We start from the raw sequence: 23,427 nt of genomic DNA, 5'->3' as shown, positions 1-23,427 counted from the left end.
CCGGTGCCTTATTGCGGGCAGTCGCTTTGCTATGCTTGACTCATAATTTCACGCGACATCATTACAGAAGGTGATATGACCCCAGAAAAACAGCCCTCTCCTGCGCTTTCCGCTACGCAACGCCGATGCCATGTGTTGCTGATGCTGTACGCGCCGCTGACGGCGGTTCAACTGGAGATCATCAGCGAAATAAACGGCGTCGGGCTGAGCACGACGTGGGAAGATCTGGCCGAAGTGACCTGCGAAATCCAGCGGATCCACCATCTGGATGTGTTGCAGTACAGCGAAAAAGAGTGCCGGATCCAGGGCGATACGCTTGCCCAGCGCCTGTGCCTTTTTCAGGGATTACGCCGCACATTGCGCATTTCTCCTGATTTCGTCTCCCTCCATTTTATCCCGTGGCTGTATATCGCCTTTGACGGCCAGACCTGCCCGAAGGTAGCGCTGAGAAATGACATTCTCGGCGTCGTCATTGAAGACTGTTCATCGATGCTGCCGAAACCTCTCAGCCAGCACGACCGTCAGCTGATGCAGATTTGCCTGCAATATTGTTTATGGCAAAACGACCAGCCCACCGGTTTAAATTTCACGGAACAACAGCGACGCTGGCTACGTGAAAAGCCGGAGTACCCGGCGGCGCGTGAAATTTTTGTTCAGCTGCAAAGCCTCAGTAATGGTTTGCTGGATGACGGCGAGTGCGAATTCTTTACCCTGATGCTGCGCATGTTAAAAAACCACAGTTATCAGAGTTCCGGTTCGACGGAAGATCAGCGTCTGCTGCTGGAAATTGAAAACATGGTGGCGCGTTTCCAGGAAATCGCCGGCATGAAATTCAGCAGCTACGAAGGGCTGGTCGGCCAGCTTTTCGCACATATCGGCCCGGCTATTGAGCGCTGCCATTTCGGTATGGGCATCGATAATCTGATGCAGGAAGAGGTCAACCGGATGTATCCGCGTCTGGTGCGCACCACGCGCGAGGCGCTGAAAGGGCTTGAACACGAATATCTGATCAGTCTTTCAGAAGATGAAATCGGGCTGGTGGCGATTACGTTTGGTGCCTGGCTGATGCAGGGAAACGCCTTGCAGGAAAAGCAGATTTTGCTGCTGACGCATGACAATCCGCAACTGGAAGAAGCGGTGGAGCAGCAACTGCGCGAAGCCACGCTGCTGCCGCTCAATATTAAATATCAGACGCTGGCGGATTTTTATCAGTTCGGCGCGCCGGGCGGCGTGGCCATGATTGTCACGCCTTATGCCATCCGCAGCACCGACGCCGATCCTTTAGTCATTCACACGCAACTGCCGCTGGCGAAAGACCAGCGAAAACGTATCCGCTCGCTGCTCGAAGCCCCCTAGCGGGCTGTCTCAGCCGGTGCTGAAGGTGTGACGTTCGGACGCAGGAACATCGCCGGGACCGCCAGCAGCGCCATCACCCAGAATAATCCGGCGTGAAGATGCTCAAACAGGAAGCCGGAAACCATCGTCATAATCGCCACACCGCCGCCCATCGCCAGCGCGGAATAGACCGACTGCAACCGGATCACCTGATCGCGCGGGCGCGAAGCGATAAATCGCATCCCCGCCAGATGACAAACGGTGAACGTACCGCAGTGCAGGATCTGAATCACGATCAGCCAAGGCAGCGCGGTAAATTCGCCCATCATGCCCCAGCGGACAACGCCGCATACCGCCGACAACAACAGCAAATCCCGCGCCGACCAGCGCCGGAACAGCTGATGGCTAAAGGTAAAGACCAGCACTTCCGCCACCACGCCCAGCGACCATAAATACCCGATGGTTGTTGAGGAATAGCCGACGTCCTGCCAGTAAATCGCGCTGAATCCGTAATACGCCGCGTGCGCGCCCTGCAATAACGTGACACACAACAGGAACCGCCAGACCGGCGTTTCGCCCAGTAACGCTTTCCAAGAAATGGTCGGCGCACCGCTTTCTCGCGGTTCGCCAACCGGTTTCACACTCGGGCGCAGTAACATACCGAGCAGCATCGCCGCGATACCCGCCGTCAGCGCATACAAAATTGCGTTGTGGCCGTAAACCTCGACCAGTTTGCCAGTCACCGCCGACCCGATGACGAACGCTATCGATCCCCAGACGCGCACTTTGCCGTAATCCATATTGATCTGACGTTGCAACGTGCCCGCTAACGCATCGGTCAGCGGCACCAACGGCCCGAAGAATACGCTGAAACCGGCAATATTGATCATCAGCCAAGCCCAGCCGTTGCCAAACCAGAATCCGACGGCAAACGCCAGCGTGAGCAACGCCAGAATGCGCAGCCCGGTAATGAGATGAGACGGGTCTTTAATCGACGGAGAAATAATTAACGTGCCGAGAAAACGGGCGACTAATCCGGCCCCGAGCAACAGGCCGATGCTTTCGGAGGAAATCCCCTCGCCTTTTAGCCATAAGCCCCAGAAGGGAAGAAAAATGCCGTAACTGAAAAAATAAGTGAAATAACTGAGTGCAAGCCAGCGCGTGGAACGCAATTCCATAAATCCTCCGGTGTGAGGCCAATACTTTGACAAAGCTCACAATCGCTAGCAATCCGCAGACGAATTCTGACTCCCGTAATGTCTGCCAGCTCACAAATTCTGATACATGCCCATAAAAAAACCCGCCGGAGCGGGTTTTAGCAGCTTAACGGCTCCGCAGATATTATGCGTAAACCGGGAAGCGTGCACAGATATCGAGAACTTTGTTTTTAACGCGTTCGATAGTGGCTTCGTCGTTCACGTTGTCCAGCACGTCACAGATCCAGCCAGCCAGCTCACGTACTTCAGCTTCTTTGAAGCCGCGACGGGTCACAGCCGGCGTACCGATACGTACACCGGAGGTGACGAACGGGCTCTTCGGATCGTTTGGCACGCTGTTTTTGTTCACGGTGATGTTGGCACGACCCAGAGCGGCATCAGCTTCTTTACCGGTCAGGTTTTTATCGACCAGATCCATCAGGAACAGGTGGTTGTGCGTACCGCCGGAAACCACTTTGTAGCCACGTTCCAGAACCACAGCCACCATCGCCTGTGCGTTTTTAGCAACCTGCTGCTGGTACGCTTTGAACTCAGGCTCCATCGCTTCTTTCAGTGCTACCGCTTTACCGGCAATCACGTGCATCAGCGGGCCGCCCTGACCGCCAGGGAAGACGGCGGAGTTCAGTTTTTTGTAGAACTCTTCGCTGCCACCTTTCGCCAGAATCAGACCGCCGCGCGGGCCAGCCAGTGTTTTGTGCGTGGTGGTCGTGACGATGTGTGCATGTGGAACCGGGTTCGGGTAGACGCCCGCCGCAATCAGACCGGCAACGTGTGCCATGTCGACGAAGAAGTACGCGCCAACGCTGTCTGCGATTTCGCGCATTTTTGCCCAGTCAACGATACCGGAGAAGGCTGAGAAGCCACCGATGATCATTTTTGGTTTGTGTGCTTCGGCCTGACGCTTAACGTCGTCATAGTCGATGTCGCCGCTTTCGTTGATGCCGTAAGGCACCACGTTATAAAGTTTACCGGACAGGTTGACCGGAGAACCGTGCGTCAGGTGACCACCGTGGCCGAGGTTCATCCCCAGAATGGTGTCGCCCGGTTGCAGCAGTGCGGTGTAAACCGCAAAGTTAGCCTGTGAGCCGGAGTGTGGCTGAACGTTAGCGAAATCCGCACCGAACAATTCTTTTGCACGGTCGATAGCCAGTTGCTCAACGATGTCGACGTACTCACAGCCACCGTAATAACGTTTGCCCGGATAGCCTTCGGCATATTTGTTGGTCAGCTGCGAACCCTGAGCCTGCATAACGCGCGGGCTGGTGTAGTTTTCTGACGCAATCAGCTCGATATGTTCTTCCTGGCGAACAACTTCTTTTTCCATTGCTGCCCACAGCTCAGCATCATAATCGGCAATGTTCATTTCACGCTTTAACATCCGCATCTCCTGACTCAACAAACTAAAATAAACGCCCCTTACGGGTTCTGCGCAATAGTGTAAATGTTTAGGCGGCCTTCGGATAGGGTCAGTTTGAGGTTTTTAAGCAAACGATTGGCTCCAGATACAGCAAGGCTTTGATCTGCGAACGTCTGTCCATAATCAAGGGAGTTTTATTCACCTGAACATGATCAAATTTCAGCGTTGTGAGAGACCGCTCACCGGAAATAGCCCTACCCCTTTAGGGGGTGTTTACAGAAATTGTGGGTTTATATAAGATGCATTTAAAATACATGTTATTACTTTCCATTCTAAATAACCTCAAAGTCATTGGAGCTGCGGCAAGGAGGCAATCGAAAGAATTCCGATGAGCTGACCTGAGTCAGTGATTCGGATTCTTGAGGGCAGCTAACGCAGCAGCAGTTTCAAGGACGAAGAGGAAGGAGTTCACTATGCTAGATGCACAGACTATCGCAACCGTTAAATCCACCCTTCCTTTGCTTGCTGCGACCGGCCCGAAGCTGACCGCCCACTTTTATGACCGTATGTTTGCGCACAATCCCGAGCTCAAAGACATCTTCAATATGAGCAATCAGCGCAATGGCGATCAGCGTCAGGCGCTGTTTGACGCCATCTGCGCTTATGCGGCGAATCTCGAAAATCTGGCAGCGCTTTTACCCGCTGTGGAACGCATCGCGCAGAAACATACCAGTTTTATCATTCAGCCGGAACAGTACAACATTGTCGGTGAACACCTGCTGGCAACGCTGGATGAAATGTTCAGTCCTGGCCAGGAAGTGCTGGACGCGTGGGGCAAAGCCTACGGCGTGCTGGCGGGCGTATTTATCCATCGTGAAGCGGAAATCTATAAAGAAAGCGCCGGAAAAACGGGTGGCTGGAGCGGCACCCGTGAATTCCGTATTGTGGAAAAACAGCCGCAAAGCGAACTGATCACTTCTTTCCTGCTGGAACCTGCTGACGGCAAACCCGTGGCAGATTTCCAGCCGGGGCAATATCTGGCGGTGTATATCCGTGATGTTTCCCTGGAGAATCAGGAAATCCGTCAGTATTCCCTGACACAGGCACCGAACGGCAAAACGTACCGCATCGCGGTTAAACGTGAAGGTCAGGGCGCGGTTTCTAATTTCCTGCATAACTTTGCGCTGCCGGGCGACATTATTCACCTTGCTGCGCCGCGCGGTGATTTCTTCATGGATGTCAGCGAAACCACGCCGGTCGCGCTGATCTCTGCCGGTGTCGGCCAGACGCCGATGTTAGGCATGCTCAACACGCTGGCGCAGCGCGGCCATAAAGCGCCGGTTCAGTGGCTGCACGCCGCCGAAAATGGCGCGGTTCATGCGTTTGCCGGTGAAGTGAAAAGCGCGCAGGCACATCTGCCGTTACTGGAAAGTCATGTCTGGTATAACCAGCCGCAGGAAAGCGATTTGCCGGGTGAAGACTATCAGTATCAGGGCTTTATGGATCTGAGCAAAGTCAGCGATAAAATCAGCAATCCGGCGATGCACTTCTACCTGTGCGGTCCGGTGGGCTTCATGCAGTTTGCCGCGAAGCAATTGCTGGCACTGGGCATTGCCGAAGCCAACATTCACTACGAATGTTTCGGCCCGCATAAAGTCATCTGACGTTCAGAATACCCGCGCTGAAAAGCAAAAAGGCTGACGCAATGTCAGCCTTTTCTGTTTCAGACTCTGAATGAAATCAGATAGCCTCTTCGTCCTGCTCGCCGGTGCGGATACGGACTACGCGCGCCACGTCGAACACGAAGATTTTGCCGTCGCCGATTTTGCCGGTCTGCGCAGTGGTCATGATAGTTTCAACACAGGTATCCACGATGTCATCGGCAACCACAATCTCGATTTTTACTTTTGGCAGGAAATCGACCATGTATTCTGCACCGCGGTACAGTTCGGTATGACCTTTCTGACGGCCAAAACCTTTCACTTCGGTCACGGTCATCCCGGTGATCCCAACTTCAGCCAGTGCTTCACGGACGTCGTCGAGTTTGAATGGCTTGATAATCGCATCAATCTTTTTCATGGCGGACCCTTATAATCATTCGTTTGCTCTCCGCCTTCCTGAGCGGCAGCATGGTTCACAGTCTGGTTTCGGATGCCGGAGCATGCGAAGGCGCTAAAGGTATCATAGTTCAGCGGCAGGAATGTACCCGATGCCGCTGAAAGTAAATTCCCGTTACTCTTTAAAGTCCGTGGCTTCCAGTTCATGGCGGGAAAGCAGCTTGTAAAATTCAGTGCGGTTACGCCCGGCGATACGCGCCGCCTGCGTCACATTGCCTTTGGTTATCTGCAAAAGTTTACGCAGATAATTCAGTTCAAACTGGTTTCTCGCATCAGCAAACGTCGGCAGTGCAGTGTTTTCGCCTTCCAGCGCCTGCTGCACCAGCGCTTCGCTGATGACCGGCGCGGAAGTCAGCGCCACGCACTGCTCGATCACGTTCACCAGCTGACGCACATTGCCCGGCCAGCTCGCCGCCATCAGCCGTTTCAGCGCATCGGTGGAAAAACTGCGGACAAACGGTTTGTGGCGCTGTGCCGCCACGCGAAGCAGATGGTTTGCCAGCAGCGGAATGTCTTCCGCCCTGTCACTCAGCGTCGGCAGCTTCAGGCTCACGACGTTCAGACGATAAAACAGGTCTTCGCGGAACTCGCCTTTTTCCATCGCTTTCGGCAAATCGCGGTGCGTCGCAGAAATAATCCGCACATCAACGTCGATATCCTGATTGCTGCCCAGCGGACGGACTTTGCGCTCCTGCAAAACGCGCAGCAGTTTGACCTGCAATGACAGTGGCATGTCGCCGATTTCATCGAGGAACAACGTTCCGCCGCTGGCCGCCTGAAAAAGCCCTTCCCGGCTGCTGATCGCGCCGGTAAATGCGCCTTTGGCGTGGCCGAATAATTCAGATTCCAGCAACTGTTCCGGCAGCGCGCCGCAGTTGATGGCAATAAACGCATTCTTTCCGCGCGGGCTGGCACCGTGAATCGCCTGCGCCAGCACTTCTTTACCCGTGCCGCTCTGGCCGTTAATCAGCACGCTGACGTCAGATTGCGCGACCATATTGGCCTGCTCCAGCAAACGCAACATCAGCGGACTGCGGGTCACAATCGACTCGCGCCAGCTTTCATCCACTGACGGGCTGGACTGCGCCAGCGCTTCATCAATGGCTTTATACAACGCATCACGGTCGACCGGTTTGGTGAGAAAACCGAAAACGCCCTGCTGCGTGGCGGCAACGGCATCGGGAATTGAGCCGTGCGCCGTCAGAATAATGACCGGCATTCCCGGCTGAAACTTTTGGATCTCGGCAAAAAGCGCCATGCCATCCATTTCATCCATGCGTAAATCGCTCAGCACCAGATCGATGCGTTCACGGTGCAATACGCGCAGCGCTTCGGCCCCGCTTTCGGCGGTCGTGACACGAAAACCTTCACTGGTCAGACGCATACCCAGCAGCTTTAACAGGCTCGGATCGTCATCCACCAGCAATAAACTGGCTGCTTTACGTATCGTCATTTTGCGTTCGATTCCTTTGGAGGCGGCACGTAGGTTTCTGCCGGTTTCACCGTGGATCCGGTGGCCGGTTTTGACAGCGAAGTCGCATCATTATCCGGCAGATCGCCCTGGATCTGCTTGCGCGAAGAAAGCTGACGTTCGATATCGGTCAGGTTTTCCAGCTTGCGCCGCGTATCGGCTAAGTTATTTTCCAGCATCAGTTGTTCGGCGGTCATCATCTGAAGCTTGTCTTCATTGACGGCCTGCTGACGCGCGTTGCGGGCTTTTACATCGCCGAGTACGACTTGCAGATTCTGGCGCTCACGCCACAACTGCACCAGCGGGCGAATTGAACCGGGCATCTGGCCGCGGAATTCGCTCACTTTGGCCAGCAATGCGCGGCGCTGTTGTTGATCCGGTTCAGCACCCGACAGCAGAATGCTTTGTTTGAATACCTGATCCCAGTGGGTCGCCGAAATCTGCTGCGCCTGGAAACGTGCCTGCGCATCACTCATGAGATCGGCGCAATCCATCGCCCGCAGCCAGTAAAGTGAGTTAGTCATCGCTTCGCTGTCATCCAGCGTCCACAAGGTTTCGCATGGCGCGGTACGGAAGTCGATAACTTTGCTGTCAGGCACGATCTGGTCAGAAACTTGCTGGTAATAACGGTTATTGGCGGAATGTGACACACAGCCCGCCAGCGCCAGTGGTGCACTCAGAAGGAGAACCCGGTGGCGCAACACGGCGCGCACCAGACGGGTAAAGAATTTCGACATAAAGGTTAATGCGTTCATTGGCCGCACCAGCCTGCAAATAGAGTCATGATCAATTGTTCTCAGCCGTCAGGGGCAATTCAATGCGGAAACAGACGTCCGCATCTTCAACGGCAACCAGTTGCAGCTCTCCATGCATGCGGCGAATGCAGTCCTGGGCAATGCTCAATCCCAAACCGCTGCCTTTTACAGCCCCTTTTCGTTGCTGGCTACCCTGGTAAAAGGGTTCAAAAATCATCGTGCGCTCGGCTTCGGGGATCGGGGTTCCGGTGTTTGCCACCTCAATAACCACCCGTCCAGCGTCTTCCCGGCTGCGGACCCAAATAGTACCGGATTCAGCCCCGTAGTGCACCGCATTGGAATAGAGATTATCCAGCACACGCTTAAGCAGTGTCGGTTCCGCCAGACATTGTGGCGCGCCGATGTTGACTTCACTGCGGATCTTCTTGGCACGCGCGGGCAGGCTGTTGGCTATCACAACGTCATTCACTAAGGTTTTAAGGTCAACCGCTACGCTCAGCGCCGGCGCATCCGCCAGTTTACGGTTGTAATCGAGCAGTTGTTCGATAAGCGTTTGCAGGTGACGACTGCTGCTGTTGAGTATCGCCACCACGTCTTTTTGATCCGGCGTCAGCGGCCCGGCGACTTCATCGGCCAGCAGTTCGGTGCCTTCGCGCATGCTGGCGAGCGGCGTTTTGAGTTCATGAGAAATGTGACGTAAAAATTCGTGGCGCTGTGATTCCAGCCATGCCAGACGTTCACTCAGCCAGACGATACGCTGCACCAGAGAGCGGATTTCGCGCGGCCCTTTAAATCGCATGACGTCCCCCAGATTGCGCCCCTCTCCCAGCCGGTTGATCATTCTCTCCACGCCTTTCACGGGCCCGATAATCATGCGCGTGAACAGCACCACCAGCGCACCGCTGAGAAGAAACAGCACCAGCGCCTGCCAGCCAAAAAACTGACCGCGTTCGGCAATCGCACGCTGAAGCTGCTGGCCGCGGGAAAAGACCACCTCACGCGTCGCCTGAATCATTTCGGCATTCGTGCGCGAGAAATTTTCCAGCCGCGCGGAAGCGTCATTATCCGGTGCGTTATTACGACAGGTAGGTTCGGTCAGTTGCGTCAGCAATGTGCGGAGCGTCTGGTAGTAGCGTAAATCCGGCAGAACGGACGCGTGCGCATCCAGCAGTTGCGAATATTGTTTATGCTGATTCTGATAAAGGCGGGAAAGCGTGGGATCGTCGAGAACGCAATACTGGCGATAGCTGCGTTCCATTTCCAGCGCGATGCTGGACATCGATTCGCTGCGACGCGCATCACTGAGCGTGGTGCGGTTAATGTGCGCCGCCTGACGGCTGAGCTGATCGAGGCTGTCATAAGCCTGCCAGGCCAGCACCAGTAACGGCAACAAGACTAACAGGAAAGCCATCAATACCAGCTGGCGTAAAGAACCGGGGAATAAACGTCCTCTTTTCAACGCATTCATCTCATTTTACACAGATAAACCATGCTAACTGACAACGGTTTGAACAGCCAGTGTCAGAGAAAAGTGAAAGAGAGTTTAGTGGAAACAGGAGTATTCGAAGGGGTGGTGTTGCTGGATACCTGATAAAGGTATCCAGCAAACCGGAAGAGGTGGTGCCTCACTCAACGTGTCGTTCGATGCGTGATAACGTGCTTGCGCAACGATTATCGGTCTGGTGAACGATAGGCACCGTTTCTTTGGCGTCATTCGGACATTATGAGCATATCAACGCTTTCGCGTGAGCCAATCATAATCAGGTGAATGAGCAACTGTTAGGAATATAGCACGAAGCGTGCCAGTTATTAAATAAAATATTTATCATAATGATTAATAACGATTTTTAATTTTTATTAGATATTTTATTCAGAAATGAACTGTGATCTCTGTCTAAAAATCACGCTCGCTGTCGCTGTTTCCCAACATGTTTTTTTGATAAAAATAAAACCTAATTTAATCAGTTAGTTAAATGTCGCTAAATGACGACATACCAAACGGCATCTGTCGCCATTCAATGACACGCGGTTATCGGTGGTTTATAACGATCCGGTTAGTGCTCACTGAACCCCGGAGAATTCGGGGTGGGAACCGGTTGTTCGCAGTCGGCCGGGTTATCTGCTTTTGCCGGGTCGCACATCGTTGCCTGCGGCGGCAGGAAAATATGGTCAAGGATGGCGCGCGCTGTCGGGCCGGCCACCACGCCGTCACCACCGCCGTTTTCCATAATAAGCGCCATGACGACGGTCGGATGTTTATACGGCGCAAACGCGGTATAGAAAATATGGTCACGCAGGCGTACCGGCGTCATTTTGGCGTTATATACCTGATTCTCACGCAGGCTGAATACCTGAGACGTCCCTGATTTCGCAGCTATCTGATAAGGCGCGGTGTGAAATAGTTTATATCCGGTACCGTTCGGGAAATTCGCCATCCCGAACATGCCGTTTTTGACTATTCCCCAGATAGGGGATTTTGCATCGGCAATTTGCTCCGTCGGCGGCATTTTATAAGGCGTGATCACTTTGCCACTTTTTGAAGAATACAGCAGATGCGGCGTTTCGAGTTTGCCGTTATTGACCAGCGCGCTGAGCGCACGCACCATCTGAATTGGTGTCGCCACCCAATAACCCTGGCCGATACCGACCGAAACCGTATCCCCCTGATACCAGCCTTTTTTATGAACTTTCATCTTCCATTCGCGGCTTGGCAGAACGCCATTATATTGCTCATCGAGATCGATGCCGGTGGATTTCCCGTAACCAAATTTGCTCAGCCAGGTATGAATACGATCGATGCCCATTTCATACGCCACCTGATAGAAGAACGTATCGGCGGATTCTTCGATGGCTTTGGTGACATTCAGCAGGCCGTGGCCGGTTTTCAGCCAGTCGCGGTAATGACGCTCGGTGCCCGGCAGCGTCCAGGTCGGTGCGCCGAAGAAGGTGGTTTGCGGCGTGATCACCCCTTCAAATAATGCAGACGTTGCCATAAACGGTTTCACCGTCGAGGCTGGTGGATATAAGCCCTGCGTCACGCGGTTAATCAGGGGCAGATCCGGATTTTTCAGTAACGCGCTGTATTCCTTACTGGAAATACCATTCACGAACGGATTGGGATCATAGCTCGGGCTCGACACCATCGCCTTGATGCCGCCGTCCCGCGGATCCATCACCACGACGGCGGCGCGCTGCCCTTTCAGGACTTTCTCGATGTACTGCTGTAAACCGAGATCCAGCGTCAGATAGATATTTTGCCCGGCCTGCGGCGGCACTTCTTTGAGAAGGCGCACGACATGCCCGTGGTTGTCCACTTCGACTTCCTGATAACCGGTGCGGCCATGCAGGATATTTTCATAATACTTTTCAACGCCCTGCTTGCCAATGTCATGGTCGGCGGCGTAATTCTCCGCGATCCCTTCTTCATCGAGACGTTTTGCATCTTTATCGTTAATTTTCGACACATAACCGACGACGTGCGCCAGTTCAGCGCCATACGGATAACGACGCTGCTGATAGGTGCTGATGGAGACGCCGGGGAAATCAAACTGGTTCACAGAAAAACGGGCGACCTCGACGTCGGTCAGTGCCAGTTTTAAGGGGATCTGCGCAAAATGACGGCCATGGATCATCGCGTCATGGAAGCTGTCCAGATCATCCTGCGTCAGATCGACAATGGGCTTCAGCGCATTCAGGGTGCCTTTGAGATCGGGCACTTTACCTGGGATCACCTGGAGCTGGTAAAGCGTGATATTTTGCGCCAGTACAACACCGTTGCGATCCATAATCAGCCCGCGACTCGGGGCGATCGGCAGCATTTTGATGTCATTCTGATTCGAGCGGGTCTGGTAAAAATCATGCATTCCGACCTGCAAATGATACAGGTTGAACACCAGAGCGGCAGACATTAAGGCCACAACCAGAAATGCAATCACGGCACGACGAACGAAAAGGACGGACTCTGCGGTATGGTCGCGGATTTCGTCGTTAAGTAAGGCCATAAGCGGGCAAATACCTTTATTGTCTGCTTCTTGAAGCGGGCGAAAAAAGAAAAATTCGGGGCTGGAAAAGTGCGCAAGGATAGCCCGTCGGGAAACGGGCGACTATAAGAAGTGTGCTAATGAAGTAGCAGGAGTGTTTCTATTTATTAACGACAAGTTATTCCGACGAAATATGACGCGCATCACTTGGCCGTGTTGACCTTGCAGTCGGCATAGACATAACCTTCGGTTTGTGTCGCGACCACAAAGCTGTCTTTTACGTGGATATACATCAGGTTATCCTGTGCACCGGCTTTCATCGGCTGATTGTCTTTACCGATGATATCCGTCAGTTCAGGGCTGGTGACCAGTTTGCTGCCGTCAGGGGAAAAACTGAACGTATTTCCGGCGTCATAAACCCGCGCATCTTTATTCACAACTTCAGAAACATCGTTGCCGTCTTCGGACTGCGTATGATGCGTTAACACACATTGATACTGCGTGACAGCCGATGCTGAAAACGACGCCAGCGCCAAGACAACCGCCACACAACCGCCTAACCTGACCATCAGATAAATCCATAAAGTGAGCAAGAGTACCATGCTATCACTTGCCCGCCCGATGAAAAGAGCCCGCAAAAGATATTTTCGCGAGCTAAACACCTTAAGCCAAATTAGGCGCTGTACGCGATTTGATCGGCGATTTTTTAGACAAAATTCAACTAAAACAGAAATCTGATAAACAGATGGGAAAGCACTTTGCCGTAAAACACATGACTCTGTTCATTTACTTGTTTTTTGTACTGCCACTCAGAAAAATCCTGCTTATAATCCGCAGATTGCACTTAAGCCATTAACAAAGGATTGAGATGAAGTCTTTCAAAGTACCCGGAACGGAAATGGTGTTACGTTTCCATGAATTGTCAGGGCTGGGCGTTCCGCTGGTTTTTATCCACGGACTGGGATGCGCGGCGTCCTGCGATTTTCCTCGCGTCGCGACCGATGCTTCACTGCGCCCTCGCCGCTCATTCCTGCTGGATTTAGCCGGTTCAGGTTTCAGTGATAAACCGCAGGATTTCAGTTACAACTTGCAGGATCACGCCCTTTGCATCATCGCGTTGCTGGAAAGCCTCGGCGTGCCGCAGGTCAATTTAATCGGCCACAGCATGGGCGGCAGTATTGCCATCATGGTGGCAGCGCAGCGGCCTGACCTGATTCAGCGCCTGATTGTCGCCGAGCCCAATCTCGACGCAGGCGGCGGGATATTCAGCCGTGCGGTCGTGGAATATACGGAAGAAGAGTATATGGCCAAAGGCCATGCGCATCTGATTAATGTCGCCGTGCGCAGTAATGATGCCGTCTGGGCGGGTTCCATGAGCGTCGCATCACCGCAGGCGATTCACCGGCAAGCCGTCGGGCTGGTCAATGGCGAACCGACATCGTGGCGCGAACAGCTTTATAACCTGAAAATGCCTGCCACCGTTTTGTTTGGCGAGTTTTCATTGCCGGAACCGGATGTCGCGATTTTACCGCAGCATGGTGTGCATACCGCCGTGGTGCCTCAGGCGGGCCATTCGATGATGTGGGAAAATCCAACCGGCGTCGCGGCGGCCATCAATGCAGCGCTGAATGCGGAAATTTTGTGATCCCCCTGACTTCCAGAAGTAAAAAACGAGCCGGTTAAGGTTCGTTTTGCATTTATAGCCCCCGATAAATAGTCAAAATCGCCCCTGCGATAATCCTCCCCCGCTTCTGCGGATGTCAGCCGATCATCGTAAAACCGTCGCTTGTAACAAAACGAGTGAGAATGCACGAAAAGGTTAAATGAAGGATTAGTGATCCAGATCAACTAAAACCCGCGCCCCGCAAGGGCTGCAGCCACGTTTTAAGTCCAATTTTGGGATGTTTTTGACGCCAAAATGGCGACTCATACCTCGTCAGATGCATTTCATTCCACAACTCATGCATCTCACGCCGCAAATGAACTGCGTTTATTCACGGGGACTATCATAGCGACAGTTAATTGAATCTACTTCGCTCGGGAGAACCCGCTATGAGTGACAAATCTGGCATGCAGAACGACAACCGTACCCGCTGGCTGACACTGGCCGGTACCATTCTTACTCAGCTTGCTCTGGGTTCCGTTTACACCTGGAGCCTGTTCAACGGTCAGTTGTCCGAAAAACTGGGCGAACCGATCAGCCGCGTGGCGCTGACTTTCGGGATCCTGAGCCTGTGTCTGGCCCTCGCCTCTTCCGTCGCCGGTAAACTTCAGGAACGTTTTGGTGTGCGTACCGTGACCATCGCCGCCGGTTTACTGATGGCCGCCGGATTCTTCCTGACCGCGCATTCTGACAACGTGATTATGTTGTACATCAGCGCCGGTGTGCTGGTCGGCCTGGCGGACGGTGCCGGTTACCTGCTGACACTGACCAACTGCGTGAAATGGTTCCCTGAGCGTAAAGGCCTGATTTCAGCCTGTTCAATCGGTGCTTACGGTCTGGGCAGCCTGTTATTCAAATTCGTTTGCGGGCATTTGCTGGCAACCGAAGGCCTGCAAAACACCTTCATGATTTGGGGTGGCGTGGCGATGGTGATGGTGATTGCCGGTGCAATGATGATGAAAGATGCGCCGAAACAGCAGACTGCCGATGTGACCCGCGAAGAAAACAGCCTGAACGATAACAGCAACGACAGCCGTGATTTCACGCTGGCCGAAGCGGTGCGCGCTCCGCAATACTGGATGCTGGCACTGATGTTCCTGACTGCCTGTATGAGTGGTTTGTATGTGATTGGTGTGGCGAAAGATATCGGCCAGAGTCTGGTAAAACTGGACGCACTGACCGCCGCGAACGCCGTGACCGTGATAGCGATCGCTAACCTCAGCGGCCGTCTGGTTCTGGGTGTACTGTCAGACAAAATGCAGCGTATCCGCGTTATCTCTATCGCGCAGATTGTTTCACTGGCCGGTATGAGCATGATGCTGTTCACCCACATGAACGAAACGATGTTCTTCATCTCCGTAGCCTGTGTGGCGTTCAGCTTCGGCGGCACCATCACCGTGTATCCTTCACTGGTCAGTGATTTCTTCGGCCTGAACAACATGACCAAAAACTACGGTCTGCTGTATCTCGGCTTCGGCATCGGCAGCATCTTCGCTTCTCTGGTGGCGTCTCTGTTTGGCGGCTTCGCGGTTACGTTCAGCATCATCACCGCATTATTGATCGTATCATTGGTTCTTTCTGCCACGATTCGCTTACCGAATAAATCAGAAGCCGGTCATAATACGCTCCAGCACGTGTAAAGCAGCAGCTGTACGCATCACAAATGATGAACGGGAGCATAATTTGCTCCCGTTTCTTATGAGTAAAGCATTTAAAACCGGCTGCTGATTCACGAAAAACCGATGAACAAATGTGAACAGACCGGACACCCGTTAATGAAACGCACCACCCTTGCACTTTTCAGCCTTATGCTGGCGATGACCGCCATGAACAGTTTTGCCGTCTCTTATCCTTCCAGCGCGCAGGAAGTCGCCTCAGAACTGAACCGCAAAGCCAGCGAAAGCAGCTCCCGCCCGTCCACGACGCTGGATTCCAGCGCACACAGCAAGCTGACTTCCCGCAGCGACTATCTGAAATAAGATCGGAAAAATTGCCCTCTGGCCGGTTGAGTGTCTAAAATTAGAACACATAATTATCCATGCGGATTATATGTTTGTTATAATCACGTCTTGAAATCGATCATTCGGGCGATTTAACCCGCAACACGCACAAGGAGTGTGAAATGAAGGCAACAGCATTTTGGTTAATCATGGCGGGCGGTTCTGTCGGAATCGGCTACGTGATGGCACTGATGATGGAACTTTTCTAATCCAGTAACGTTGAATACCACGGATAAATAAGGACATTTTATGGCATTTTACAGCCCCAAACGCATTATCCTCTATACCGCTGCGGCAATTGCGCTGCTGGTCATCGTCGGCCTGGTCACTTACTTCACCGTCGGCCACTTAGGCGCTTAACGCCTGTTCATTGTTTTGCCTTGCCAGTGGCGATACTTCGCGTATCGCCGCATAATGCTGCCATTCACTGTGACATTCGGATGGAAAAATCATGACCTGGAAAGGATTAATGATTGTAGCTGCAGTTATTGTGCTGGCGAGTATCGGCTCTGAGTCTTTGATACAGAAGGGAATTGCGATGGCTGACGCCAAAATTGATCAGGTTATTTCTCATTACGCTGACAAATAAGCCTTACATCTGCTGGAGTAACATTACCGGACAATGACAAAACCATACACAGCGTTTGTTATCTTAAATCCATCAAATGTTGTGTGATGTCCCTGTGTTAAGTCCCTGTGTAATACCCCTGTAGAACCCTGTTATTTTGCCCGCCGTGTGCGGGCTTTTTTTTGGCTTTTTTTCAGGAAATCTTTGAATTTTTGAAGTGCAGGTGCAGAAGCCAATTCCCGAAATAATTCGAGTTACAAGAAGGCGGCAAAGGAAGGAGTCGCGATGAGCATACACAAGTCAGTGATTCGGGTGACTGAGTGTAGCCAACACATCTGTGGCTCGAAGAATGAAGGGAATTTGCCGGTGCTTTCCCGGCCGTCATATTATGGCGTAAGCGTTCATCGTACACTCCAACATTACGCGGCCTGAGCGCGGCCTTGTCACAACAGAAAAAACGGCTGAATGAATAAATTATGAGAACCGGCTTTTCTGTTATGGCTCCCGATAATTCTGGAAGCTTTTAAATAATAAACCCCGGCGTTGGCCAGGGCTTATTTTTGTCATTGTACATGTCGATATTGAATTAACTATTCTGTCTGCTCCGGGTTTAACCCATCTTCGCTATTGCAGAGTGATTACTTTCAATATCTGGCGACATTACAGAACGACAACGTTACCGGCTGATGGGCCTTTCTGACCTTGTTCGATGGTGAACTCAACGTTCTGACCTTCGTCCAGGGTTTTGAAATCATTGCTCTGGATTGCAGAGAAGTGAACGAACACGTCTTTGCTGCCGTCTGCAGGGCTGATGAAACCGAAACCTTTACCAGCGTCGAACCATTTTACTAAACCAGTCATTTTAGTAGACATAGGAAATACCTTCTTCGTTTTTATTTTATGATGCCATAGGGCAATAGAGGTCTGTTTTTATTTGAAATACTTATGGATGCATCAGAGAAGGAAATTCGTCGGAGAAAGGATTTGCTATATCACTTGAACCAGGAACTACTTTACTAAAATGTCTTACATAAATAGGTCTTAACTACAAACCGTTGACGCTATTTACACACAGGGGGATTTATTAAGCAAGCTTTTATTTCAACGCTATTATATTGGTGGAATGTATATTCCATCAGGAATTAACGCGCAGCCCGCTGCTGGCGGTGGCTACAGGCTGATGCGAAAAAGTAAAACCTGCTGGAAAAACAGCAGGTTTTAAGATTGTTCCCCCGGTGAATTACCCGGCAGAAGCGCGTTTCATACAATCCGCACGGCGTCCGTCGACCCGTTTTGCGAACCACGCGGTGGTCAGCTTACGGGTGATTTTCGGGCTTTCCAGCGTAATCCCCGGCAGCATTTCGCGCGGCTGACGCTTCCCGGTGGTTTTATCCGCCAGCGCATAAACCTGTTTGTACAGACTGGTTTCCTCAAATTCCGGCTGCTCGCCCTTTTCCAGCGCTTTACGTATGGCGGATTGGCTGATATCCAGCCGCTTCGACAGCGTTCTCACCGCCAGTTCCGTGCCGCCCGGTTTGTCTGTGCCGTAGTTAATCAGGTCGCCGTCCAGCGCCAGCGGAATCCCCGTCACCTTGCTCACCGCGCTCTGGAAAGCCGCGTTCCGACTGGCGTACCAGCCCGCATTGAAATCAGCAAACCGGTACAGCGGTTGAGAATAACTGGCCGGATATCCCAGCAGATGCTTCACGCCGAAATAAATCCCGCCGCGACGGCTGAAAACTTCGTTGCGGATCGTGCCGTCGATTTTGTACGGATAGCCTTTGGCATGTTCTTCGGCAAACGCGATGCTGACCTGCATCGGCCCGCCGGTGTGGACCGGGTTCAGATTCCCGAACAACTTCTGCCCCATCGGCACCATGCTGATGAAATCATCAAAAATGGCGCTGAGCTGCTTCTCGGTTTTGACGTTATCCAGCCGCTCGCTGTAGGATTTTCCGTCCGGCGATTTAATCAGCAACGCGGTATGAACCAGAAAATTCGGCACATGAACCGCGTCTGCACGGCGATCAATCTCTTTCCAGGCAATTTTGCCCAGCCCCGGCACCGGCGCATCGGCATTGAAATTCGATTCCTGCTGCGCCACCGCCAGCACCGAACAGATATTTTCCGTCGTCGCCGGAATGCCCTGTGAGGTAAACGCGGCGGTAATGTCCGTCGCCCAGCCCTTCCTGTCCGGCGCGGAAGATGGCATCAGCCGCACGATATCGGCTTTCACGTCACGCGGATTCTGCACCGGCGCTTCGGTTTTCTTTCCCGTTGTACATCCGGCGAGGATCATCACAGCCAGCATCACCGCAGATCGGTTAATTGAAAATCGCTTTGCGTTCAACGTTAAACATTCCCTGAATCAATGGCTTTGCCGAAGACGTTAACGAAGATATCGGCAACTATCTAGCAAAAAATAGCCTTTCTCAGTAAGGTTAGGATCCTGATAACGGAGCTTACGGAGCAAGGAATTTATGCAGAACTCACACTTTAGCCGCGCATTTCTGATGCCTTTTATGCTGCTGCTGATGATTTTTGTGGTCAGCGGATGTGGCGACAAAGAGCCAGCCCAGCGCAAAGCCTTTATGGATTTCCTCCAGTCGCGGATCCTCGACAAACCGGTTTTGGCCGTCCCGCAACTGACGGAAGCACAGAGCAAAGAGTTGGGTGATTACACCAAAGATTACGCGATCATTACCGGCTTCCATCATCAGATGAATATTGAGCTGGATTCCTCGCTGGTGCCGGTTTTCGCCGGGATGAATGGCGTTAACAGCGTGAGTAACCTGCTTGATCAGCGCGACGACCTGAAGAAAATGGCCGACAGCAGTGCGAACTGGAAAGAAAAAATGGTCCTGCTCAAAACGCAGGCCGACACGCAGCACGCGGCGCTGAAACAGCCGGACGATCTGAAAAAAGTGTACGATCAGGCGTATGAGAAAACGGTGGGCAAACCGGCCGCCGTCACCGAACAGGTCTTTGATTTGCTGCCGCAGGTGCTGAATCTGATAGTGGCAAAAGCCGACTTCATCAAAAGTCAGGGCAAAAATGTCACGATCACCGGCAATCGCCTGCAATTTGCCAACCAGAAGCAGCTGGATAAATACAACGCCATCCAGCAACAACTGGTGCCGCTGAATGCGCAACTGATGCAACTCAGCCGCCAGATGCAACAAATGGTGCGTTAAACCGGCAGACATCCCCTTCGCCGCCGCAAGGCGGTTTTTTCATGCCGGTGCTTTTGCTATGGTGTGCGGCAAATAAATAAGGAGACACCCATGAACGACGAAACCCTGACAAAACGTGTAGACCAGCTTGAACGCGTAAACCGTGAACTGCTGGTACAGATTTCCGCCATGCGCCTGCTGTTTGGCAGCGTGGGCAACGTGCTGAATGCCAGCCAGGAAAATGCCTTTACCGTGGCCGTCAGTCAGGCGCTGGAAGCCAACCGCGCCGACGTCGCCAATCAGGCCGATCTGGACGACGCCTCACGTAAATTCCGTGAAGACGTCTTCAAATGCACAGAATCGCTGCTGCCGGGTTCACGCTAAAAAAAGGGCTCAGGTGAAATGCCTGAGCCCTTTTCCGCTATTTACACGCCACGTTCTACAGACTGACCACGCGGTTCCGCCCGTCATTTTTCGCCTGATATAACGCCTTATCGGCCGATTTCAGCGCGCTGTCGATATTCACTTTTTCAGGATTGAAATGGGTCACACCCAGAGAAATTGTCACTTTTCCGGCACCCTCAAAATCCTGCATTTCAACCTGGCAACGAAGCCGTTCCGCCAGCTGAACGGCCTGTGCCATTGACGTTCCCGGCAGTAACAGCAAAAATTCTTCTCCCCCCATCCGGCACAGTAAGTCATCTTTGCGTGAGTTATTCAGAATAAGATGCGACAGTTGCGTAATCACGACATCTCCCACGTCGTGGCCATAGGCGTCGTTAACCCTTTTAAAGTGATCGATATCGAGCGTGATCACCCCGATTTGCGACGCTTCGCCCAGTAATTTATCCGCCTGTTCATACAGCCCGCGCCGGTTCAGCAGGCCGGTCATCGGGTCGGTGTGCGCCTGTGTGCTGAGTTTTTCGATGCGCTGATGCAGCAAATGGATCCCCTGCAACATCACGGTTTTCAACTTCGACGCTTCGTAATACCAGGCATTGACCTGCTCTATTTCAACGGAAACATCTTCCGAATCCATGGTGTCGGCTTTCGAGGCAAGTTGCCGTAAAGGGCGGGAAATCGAACGGGTCAGCAGCCAGATCCCGATAAACACCAGAATCACAAAAGGCAGGGTATAAAGCAGAACCTGCAACATGACGTCATATAGCAACACCACGTCGGCCCGCGCGGGATGCAGCACCAGCACCGTCCAGCCCGCCACTTCCATGGTAGAAAATCCGGTCAGAGAATCTTCGCCCTGCAAGTTTTTCATGTGCAGGTATCCCTGATCCCGGCCCTCCAGCAGCGCCTTGTTAACATTCCCCTGCGGCGCACTTTCCGTCCAGCCGTCAGCGGCGCGGTACAAAACGTCGCCGTCGTTGTCGATCACGTAGATATACGCATCTTTGCGGTAATTTCGGGCATTGACCAGCGAATCAATAATACCGCCCTGTTGCAGGGTAATTTCCGCCACCAGATAGCCGAGATATTTTCCCCGCGCGTTGTGAATGGGCACGGACATGGCAATGATGTGATTGTTTTGAGGGGTGCGGAAAGGAGAGCTGATGACCGGATTCTGCGTCGACAAAGCCTGCGTGTTAGCGTCTGATACCAGTTTTATACCCACCATATCGGCGGAGTTTCTCGACGCTGCGCGAACCACGCCGGATTTATCCACTACCAGCACAGAGCTGTAGCGTTTGCTCTGAACCTGCAAGCGGTCGGCTTCATCGGTGACGGCATTCAGGTTGTGGAATTCTTCGCCCAGCAAACTGGCGCTGTAGATAAGTTGCTTCTGGGCCGCGTTGAAAAAGAGATCGGCGGTCAGGGAAATCCGCGTCGCGTAGGACTGGCTTGCGCGCAGTGACGATTCGATAAGGAGCTTTTTTTCGACCTGAAAAATAGCCAGATAGCTGCTGAGTAGCGTGATAAGCGTACTCACCAGTGCCAGAACCAATATCAGTCTTTTAAGATTAAATGCAAACCGCCGGGGCTGATCCATTCTCTGTCCGTTGAGCTGATGACCATGAATACTACAGAGGATAGCAGCATGTTCATCCGGAAATTTGATATGTCTCAGTCAGGGCGGTCTTCTTTGAAATTGCGATATGCAAACTGTCTTAATTTTACCGCCTGCACGTTATGGCTTGCGGATCAGTTTCTGTAAACGCGCTTTTTGCCAGCGTTCAACAGAACCGCGGAAGGCAAAAATTCCCAAACCACGGAACACCAGAATGCCGCCCCAGATGCATAACGGCCAGACGAACCAGATGGAGTTCGGTGACGTGAAATGATTGAGTGCGAACAAACCGACGTTGACCACCGCCCACAACACTACCGAACGGTAAAACCCACTTTCTTCCTCAACCCGTTTTCTGGCTTTTTCGATCTGTTCATCGAGTGCCGATCCCGGCGCGGCGTCAAATTGCGGGTCATTTTCGGTCAGTTCAGAAACTTTCATATCAAACGCCGCCGCAATGGCCCCGAGCGTTTCGAGACTGGCCTGCTCGCCGTTTTCTATCCGCTGAACGGTGCGGACGCTCAGTGAAGAAAGTTCTGCCAGTTGTTCCTGCGACCACGCGCGGGAGATCCGAAGTTGCCTGATTTTGCTCTGATTCATAGGATTACCTTTATGTGAATGTTGAACACAAACACAGCGTGCAACAGGAGATCGGAAATCAACACGTCAGCAACCTGACACCTACCCGACATCAACCTGACAGCTTTAAAAATCATAATATTAGCCGGTAAAATAGCGTATTGCCGGGCTGTCTAATTCGGGCACAACAACGCCAGTTCAGGACTTTCAGGGAAAACGCGCTCGCTGAGAAAGTCGATCAGAACCCGCAATTTCGGCGTCATGTAGCCACCCGATGGCCAGAGGATAAAAAAGTCGGCGCTGCGGCTGACATAGTCATCCAGCACGGTGACCAGTTGCCCCTTCGCCAGCTCTTTGCGGATACTGAAATCCGGCAGACACGCAATGCCCAGGCCCTGCAACGCGAAACACTGCCGCGTCTCAATATTATTACAAACCATCGAAACCGGCAGCGTCAGATCCTGATATCCCACCATCGGCCAGGTTTCCAGTTTTCCGCTGTTTGGGAAACGAAAATGCAGACACCGGTGAGACAACAAATCGGGCGGCGAAGCCGGAACGTCGTGCTCTGCAAAATACGCAGGTGCGCCCACCAGCAAATGATGAAACGTCCCCAGTTTACGCATCGACAAACGTGAATCCACCATCTGCCCGGTGCGCACCACGGCGTCAAACCCTTCTTCCACCACATCCACAATGCGATCGGTAAAATCCAGATCCAGTTCGATATCCGGATAGCGCCGCATAAATTCGCCCAGCACCGGCAACAGTAGCGTACTGACCTGCGGCAGGCTCAGACGCAACCGGCCACGCGGGGATTCAGAAAGCTGCAACAGCTCGCTTTCTGCCGCTTCCAGCTCCGCAACAATCCGGCGGCTACGCTCAAGAAACAGCGCGCCTTCTGCCGTCAGCGTTACGCTGCGGGTACTGCGGTGAAACAGACGAACCTTCAGTTTGGTTTCCATGCGCGCAATGGTTTTGCCCACCGCCGAGGCAGAAACGCCCAGCAGGCGGCCGGCCGCGACAAAACTGCGGGTTTCCGCGACATGCACAAACACATTCAGGCTGCTCAGACTTTCCACTGCTACCCCTCATTACGGACATTGGTGTCCGTATATTCTGGAAATCTACCCTACTTTTTCCGCACTGAGGAGATCTCTATTGTGATTTAACACATTCAGAAACTGAGATA

21 protein-coding genes are annotated in these 23,427 nt (G+C 52.6%); 8 read left to right on the top strand and 13 right to left on the bottom strand.

All coding sequences use genetic code 11. The features are described from left to right. Positions 1 to 75 precede the first annotated feature (75 nt). Positions 76 to 1,356, top strand: a complete 1,281-nt coding sequence (gene csiE / locus BV494_RS00425; protein ID WP_104921059.1) for a stationary phase inducible protein CsiE — start codon at positions 76 to 78, stop codon at positions 1,354 to 1,356. Here the strand turns inward: csiE and BV494_RS00420 are convergent. Further along, positions 1,353 to 2,513: a 3-phenylpropionate MFS transporter gene (locus BV494_RS00420; protein WP_104921058.1), complete on the bottom strand. Its 1,161-nt coding sequence runs from the start codon at positions 2,511 to 2,513 to the stop codon at positions 1,353 to 1,355. The genes csiE and BV494_RS00420 overlap by 4 nt on opposite strands. Positions 2,514 to 2,676: 163 nt before the next feature. Next, entirely contained in the window at positions 2,677 to 3,930 is a 1,254-nt protein-coding gene (gene glyA, locus BV494_RS00415; RefSeq protein ID WP_104921057.1) for a serine hydroxymethyltransferase, read from the bottom strand. Between the two features lie 398 nt (positions 3,931 to 4,328). On the opposite strand from glyA, the gene hmpA reads away from it, so the two are divergent. After that, positions 4,329 to 5,573, top strand: coding sequence for an NO-inducible flavohemoprotein (hmpA, locus tag BV494_RS00410; RefSeq protein ID WP_226790002.1), 1,245 nt, complete (start codon positions 4,329 to 4,331; stop codon positions 5,571 to 5,573). 76 nt (positions 5,574 to 5,649) lie between these two features. On the opposite strand, the gene glnB is transcribed toward hmpA, so the two are convergent. From glnB to BV494_RS00380, 6 genes are all read right to left on the bottom strand, one after another. After that, positions 5,650 to 5,988, bottom strand: coding sequence for a nitrogen regulatory protein P-II (gene glnB, locus BV494_RS00405; protein ID WP_013574351.1), 339 nt, complete (start codon positions 5,986 to 5,988; stop codon positions 5,650 to 5,652). A gap of 153 nt (positions 5,989 to 6,141) precedes the next feature. Next, on the bottom strand, positions 6,142 to 7,479 hold the full coding sequence (gene glrR, locus BV494_RS00400; RefSeq protein WP_104921055.1) for a two-component system response regulator GlrR: 1,338 nt from the start codon (positions 7,477 to 7,479) through the stop codon (positions 6,142 to 6,144). Then, positions 7,476 to 8,252 carry a two-component system QseEF-associated lipoprotein QseG gene (gene qseG / locus BV494_RS00395; RefSeq protein WP_226790001.1) on the bottom strand — a complete coding sequence of 259 codons (777 nt, stop codon included), beginning with the start codon at positions 8,250 to 8,252 and terminating at the stop codon, positions 7,476 to 7,478. Before qseG ends, glrR begins: the two co-directional genes overlap by 4 nt. A 31-nt stretch (positions 8,253 to 8,283) precedes the next feature. Next, entirely contained in the window at positions 8,284 to 9,720 is a 1,437-nt protein-coding gene (locus tag BV494_RS00390) for a sensor histidine kinase (RefSeq protein WP_104921054.1), read from the bottom strand. A gap of 586 nt (positions 9,721 to 10,306) precedes the next feature. Beyond that, the gene (mrdA, locus tag BV494_RS00385) at positions 10,307 to 12,253 is read right to left on the bottom strand and encodes a penicillin-binding protein 2 (protein WP_104921053.1); all 1,947 of its coding nucleotides are present in this window, start codon (positions 12,251 to 12,253) and stop codon (positions 10,307 to 10,309) included. Between the two features lie 182 nt (positions 12,254 to 12,435). After that, a complete protein-coding gene (locus tag BV494_RS00380) occupies positions 12,436 to 12,834 on the bottom strand; it encodes a hypothetical protein (RefSeq protein WP_226790000.1) in 399 nt (132 codons plus the stop codon). A 266-nt stretch (positions 12,835 to 13,100) separates the two neighbouring features. Between BV494_RS00380 and BV494_RS00375 the strand changes: the two genes are divergently transcribed. From BV494_RS00375 to BV494_RS25655, 4 genes are all read left to right on the top strand, one after another. Continuing rightward, positions 13,101 to 13,877: an alpha/beta fold hydrolase gene (locus BV494_RS00375; protein WP_104921051.1), complete on the top strand. Its 777-nt coding sequence runs from the start codon at positions 13,101 to 13,103 to the stop codon at positions 13,875 to 13,877. Positions 13,878 to 14,284: 407 nt separating this feature from the next. Further along, complete coding sequence (locus BV494_RS00370; protein ID WP_104921050.1) at positions 14,285 to 15,535, top strand: L-lactate MFS transporter; 1,251 nt, start codon at positions 14,285 to 14,287, stop codon at positions 15,533 to 15,535. A 135-nt stretch (positions 15,536 to 15,670) separates the two neighbouring features. Further along, positions 15,671 to 15,874 carry a hypothetical protein gene (locus BV494_RS00365; RefSeq protein WP_104924656.1) on the top strand — a complete coding sequence of 68 codons (204 nt, stop codon included), beginning with the start codon at positions 15,671 to 15,673 and terminating at the stop codon, positions 15,872 to 15,874. A 472-nt stretch (positions 15,875 to 16,346) separates the two neighbouring features. Next, the gene (locus BV494_RS25655; protein WP_192938050.1) at positions 16,347 to 16,484 is read left to right on the top strand and encodes a hypothetical protein; all 138 of its coding nucleotides are present in this window, start codon (positions 16,347 to 16,349) and stop codon (positions 16,482 to 16,484) included. A gap of 639 nt (positions 16,485 to 17,123) precedes the next feature. On the opposite strand, the gene cspE is transcribed toward BV494_RS25655, so the two are convergent. Together cspE and BV494_RS00350 are read right to left on the bottom strand one after the other, a co-directional pair. Beyond that, complete coding sequence (gene cspE, locus BV494_RS00355) at positions 17,124 to 17,336, bottom strand: transcription antiterminator/RNA stability regulator CspE (protein ID WP_101076387.1); 213 nt, start codon at positions 17,334 to 17,336, stop codon at positions 17,124 to 17,126. 367 nt (positions 17,337 to 17,703) lie between these two features. Next, entirely contained in the window at positions 17,704 to 18,774 is a 1,071-nt protein-coding gene (locus BV494_RS00350; RefSeq protein ID WP_192938118.1) for a DUF1615 domain-containing protein, read from the bottom strand. Positions 18,775 to 18,943: 169 nt separating this feature from the next. On the opposite strand from BV494_RS00350, the gene BV494_RS00345 reads away from it, so the two are divergent. Together BV494_RS00345 and BV494_RS00340 are read left to right on the top strand one after the other, a co-directional pair. Further along, positions 18,944 to 19,657 carry a DUF3053 domain-containing protein gene (locus tag BV494_RS00345; RefSeq protein ID WP_104921048.1) on the top strand — a complete coding sequence of 238 codons (714 nt, stop codon included), beginning with the start codon at positions 18,944 to 18,946 and terminating at the stop codon, positions 19,655 to 19,657. 90 nt (positions 19,658 to 19,747) lie between these two features. Further along, a complete protein-coding gene (locus BV494_RS00340; RefSeq protein ID WP_104921047.1) occupies positions 19,748 to 20,020 on the top strand; it encodes a hypothetical protein in 273 nt (90 codons plus the stop codon). A gap of 55 nt (positions 20,021 to 20,075) precedes the next feature. Here the strand turns inward: BV494_RS00340 and BV494_RS00335 are convergent, their stop codons facing one another. From BV494_RS00335 to BV494_RS00325, 3 genes are all read right to left on the bottom strand, one after another. Then, positions 20,076 to 21,638, bottom strand: a complete 1,563-nt coding sequence (locus BV494_RS00335; RefSeq protein ID WP_104921046.1) for a sensor domain-containing diguanylate cyclase — start codon at positions 21,636 to 21,638, stop codon at positions 20,076 to 20,078. A 138-nt stretch (positions 21,639 to 21,776) separates the two neighbouring features. Further along, positions 21,777 to 22,256 carry a 2TM domain-containing protein gene (locus BV494_RS00330; protein ID WP_104921045.1) on the bottom strand — a complete coding sequence of 160 codons (480 nt, stop codon included), beginning with the start codon at positions 22,254 to 22,256 and terminating at the stop codon, positions 21,777 to 21,779. 152 nt (positions 22,257 to 22,408) lie between these two features. Beyond that, positions 22,409 to 23,317: a LysR family transcriptional regulator gene (locus BV494_RS00325; RefSeq protein WP_104921044.1), complete on the bottom strand. Its 909-nt coding sequence runs from the start codon at positions 23,315 to 23,317 to the stop codon at positions 22,409 to 22,411. Between the last annotated feature and the right edge of the window lie 110 nt (positions 23,318 to 23,427).

Source organism: Rahnella sikkimica (assembly GCF_002951615.1).
Classification (GTDB): Bacteria; Pseudomonadota; Gammaproteobacteria; order Enterobacterales; family Enterobacteriaceae; genus Rahnella; species Rahnella sikkimica.
Note: the sequence above shows the minus strand (reverse complement) of the source record. Positions and strands in the feature narration are given on the sequence as shown.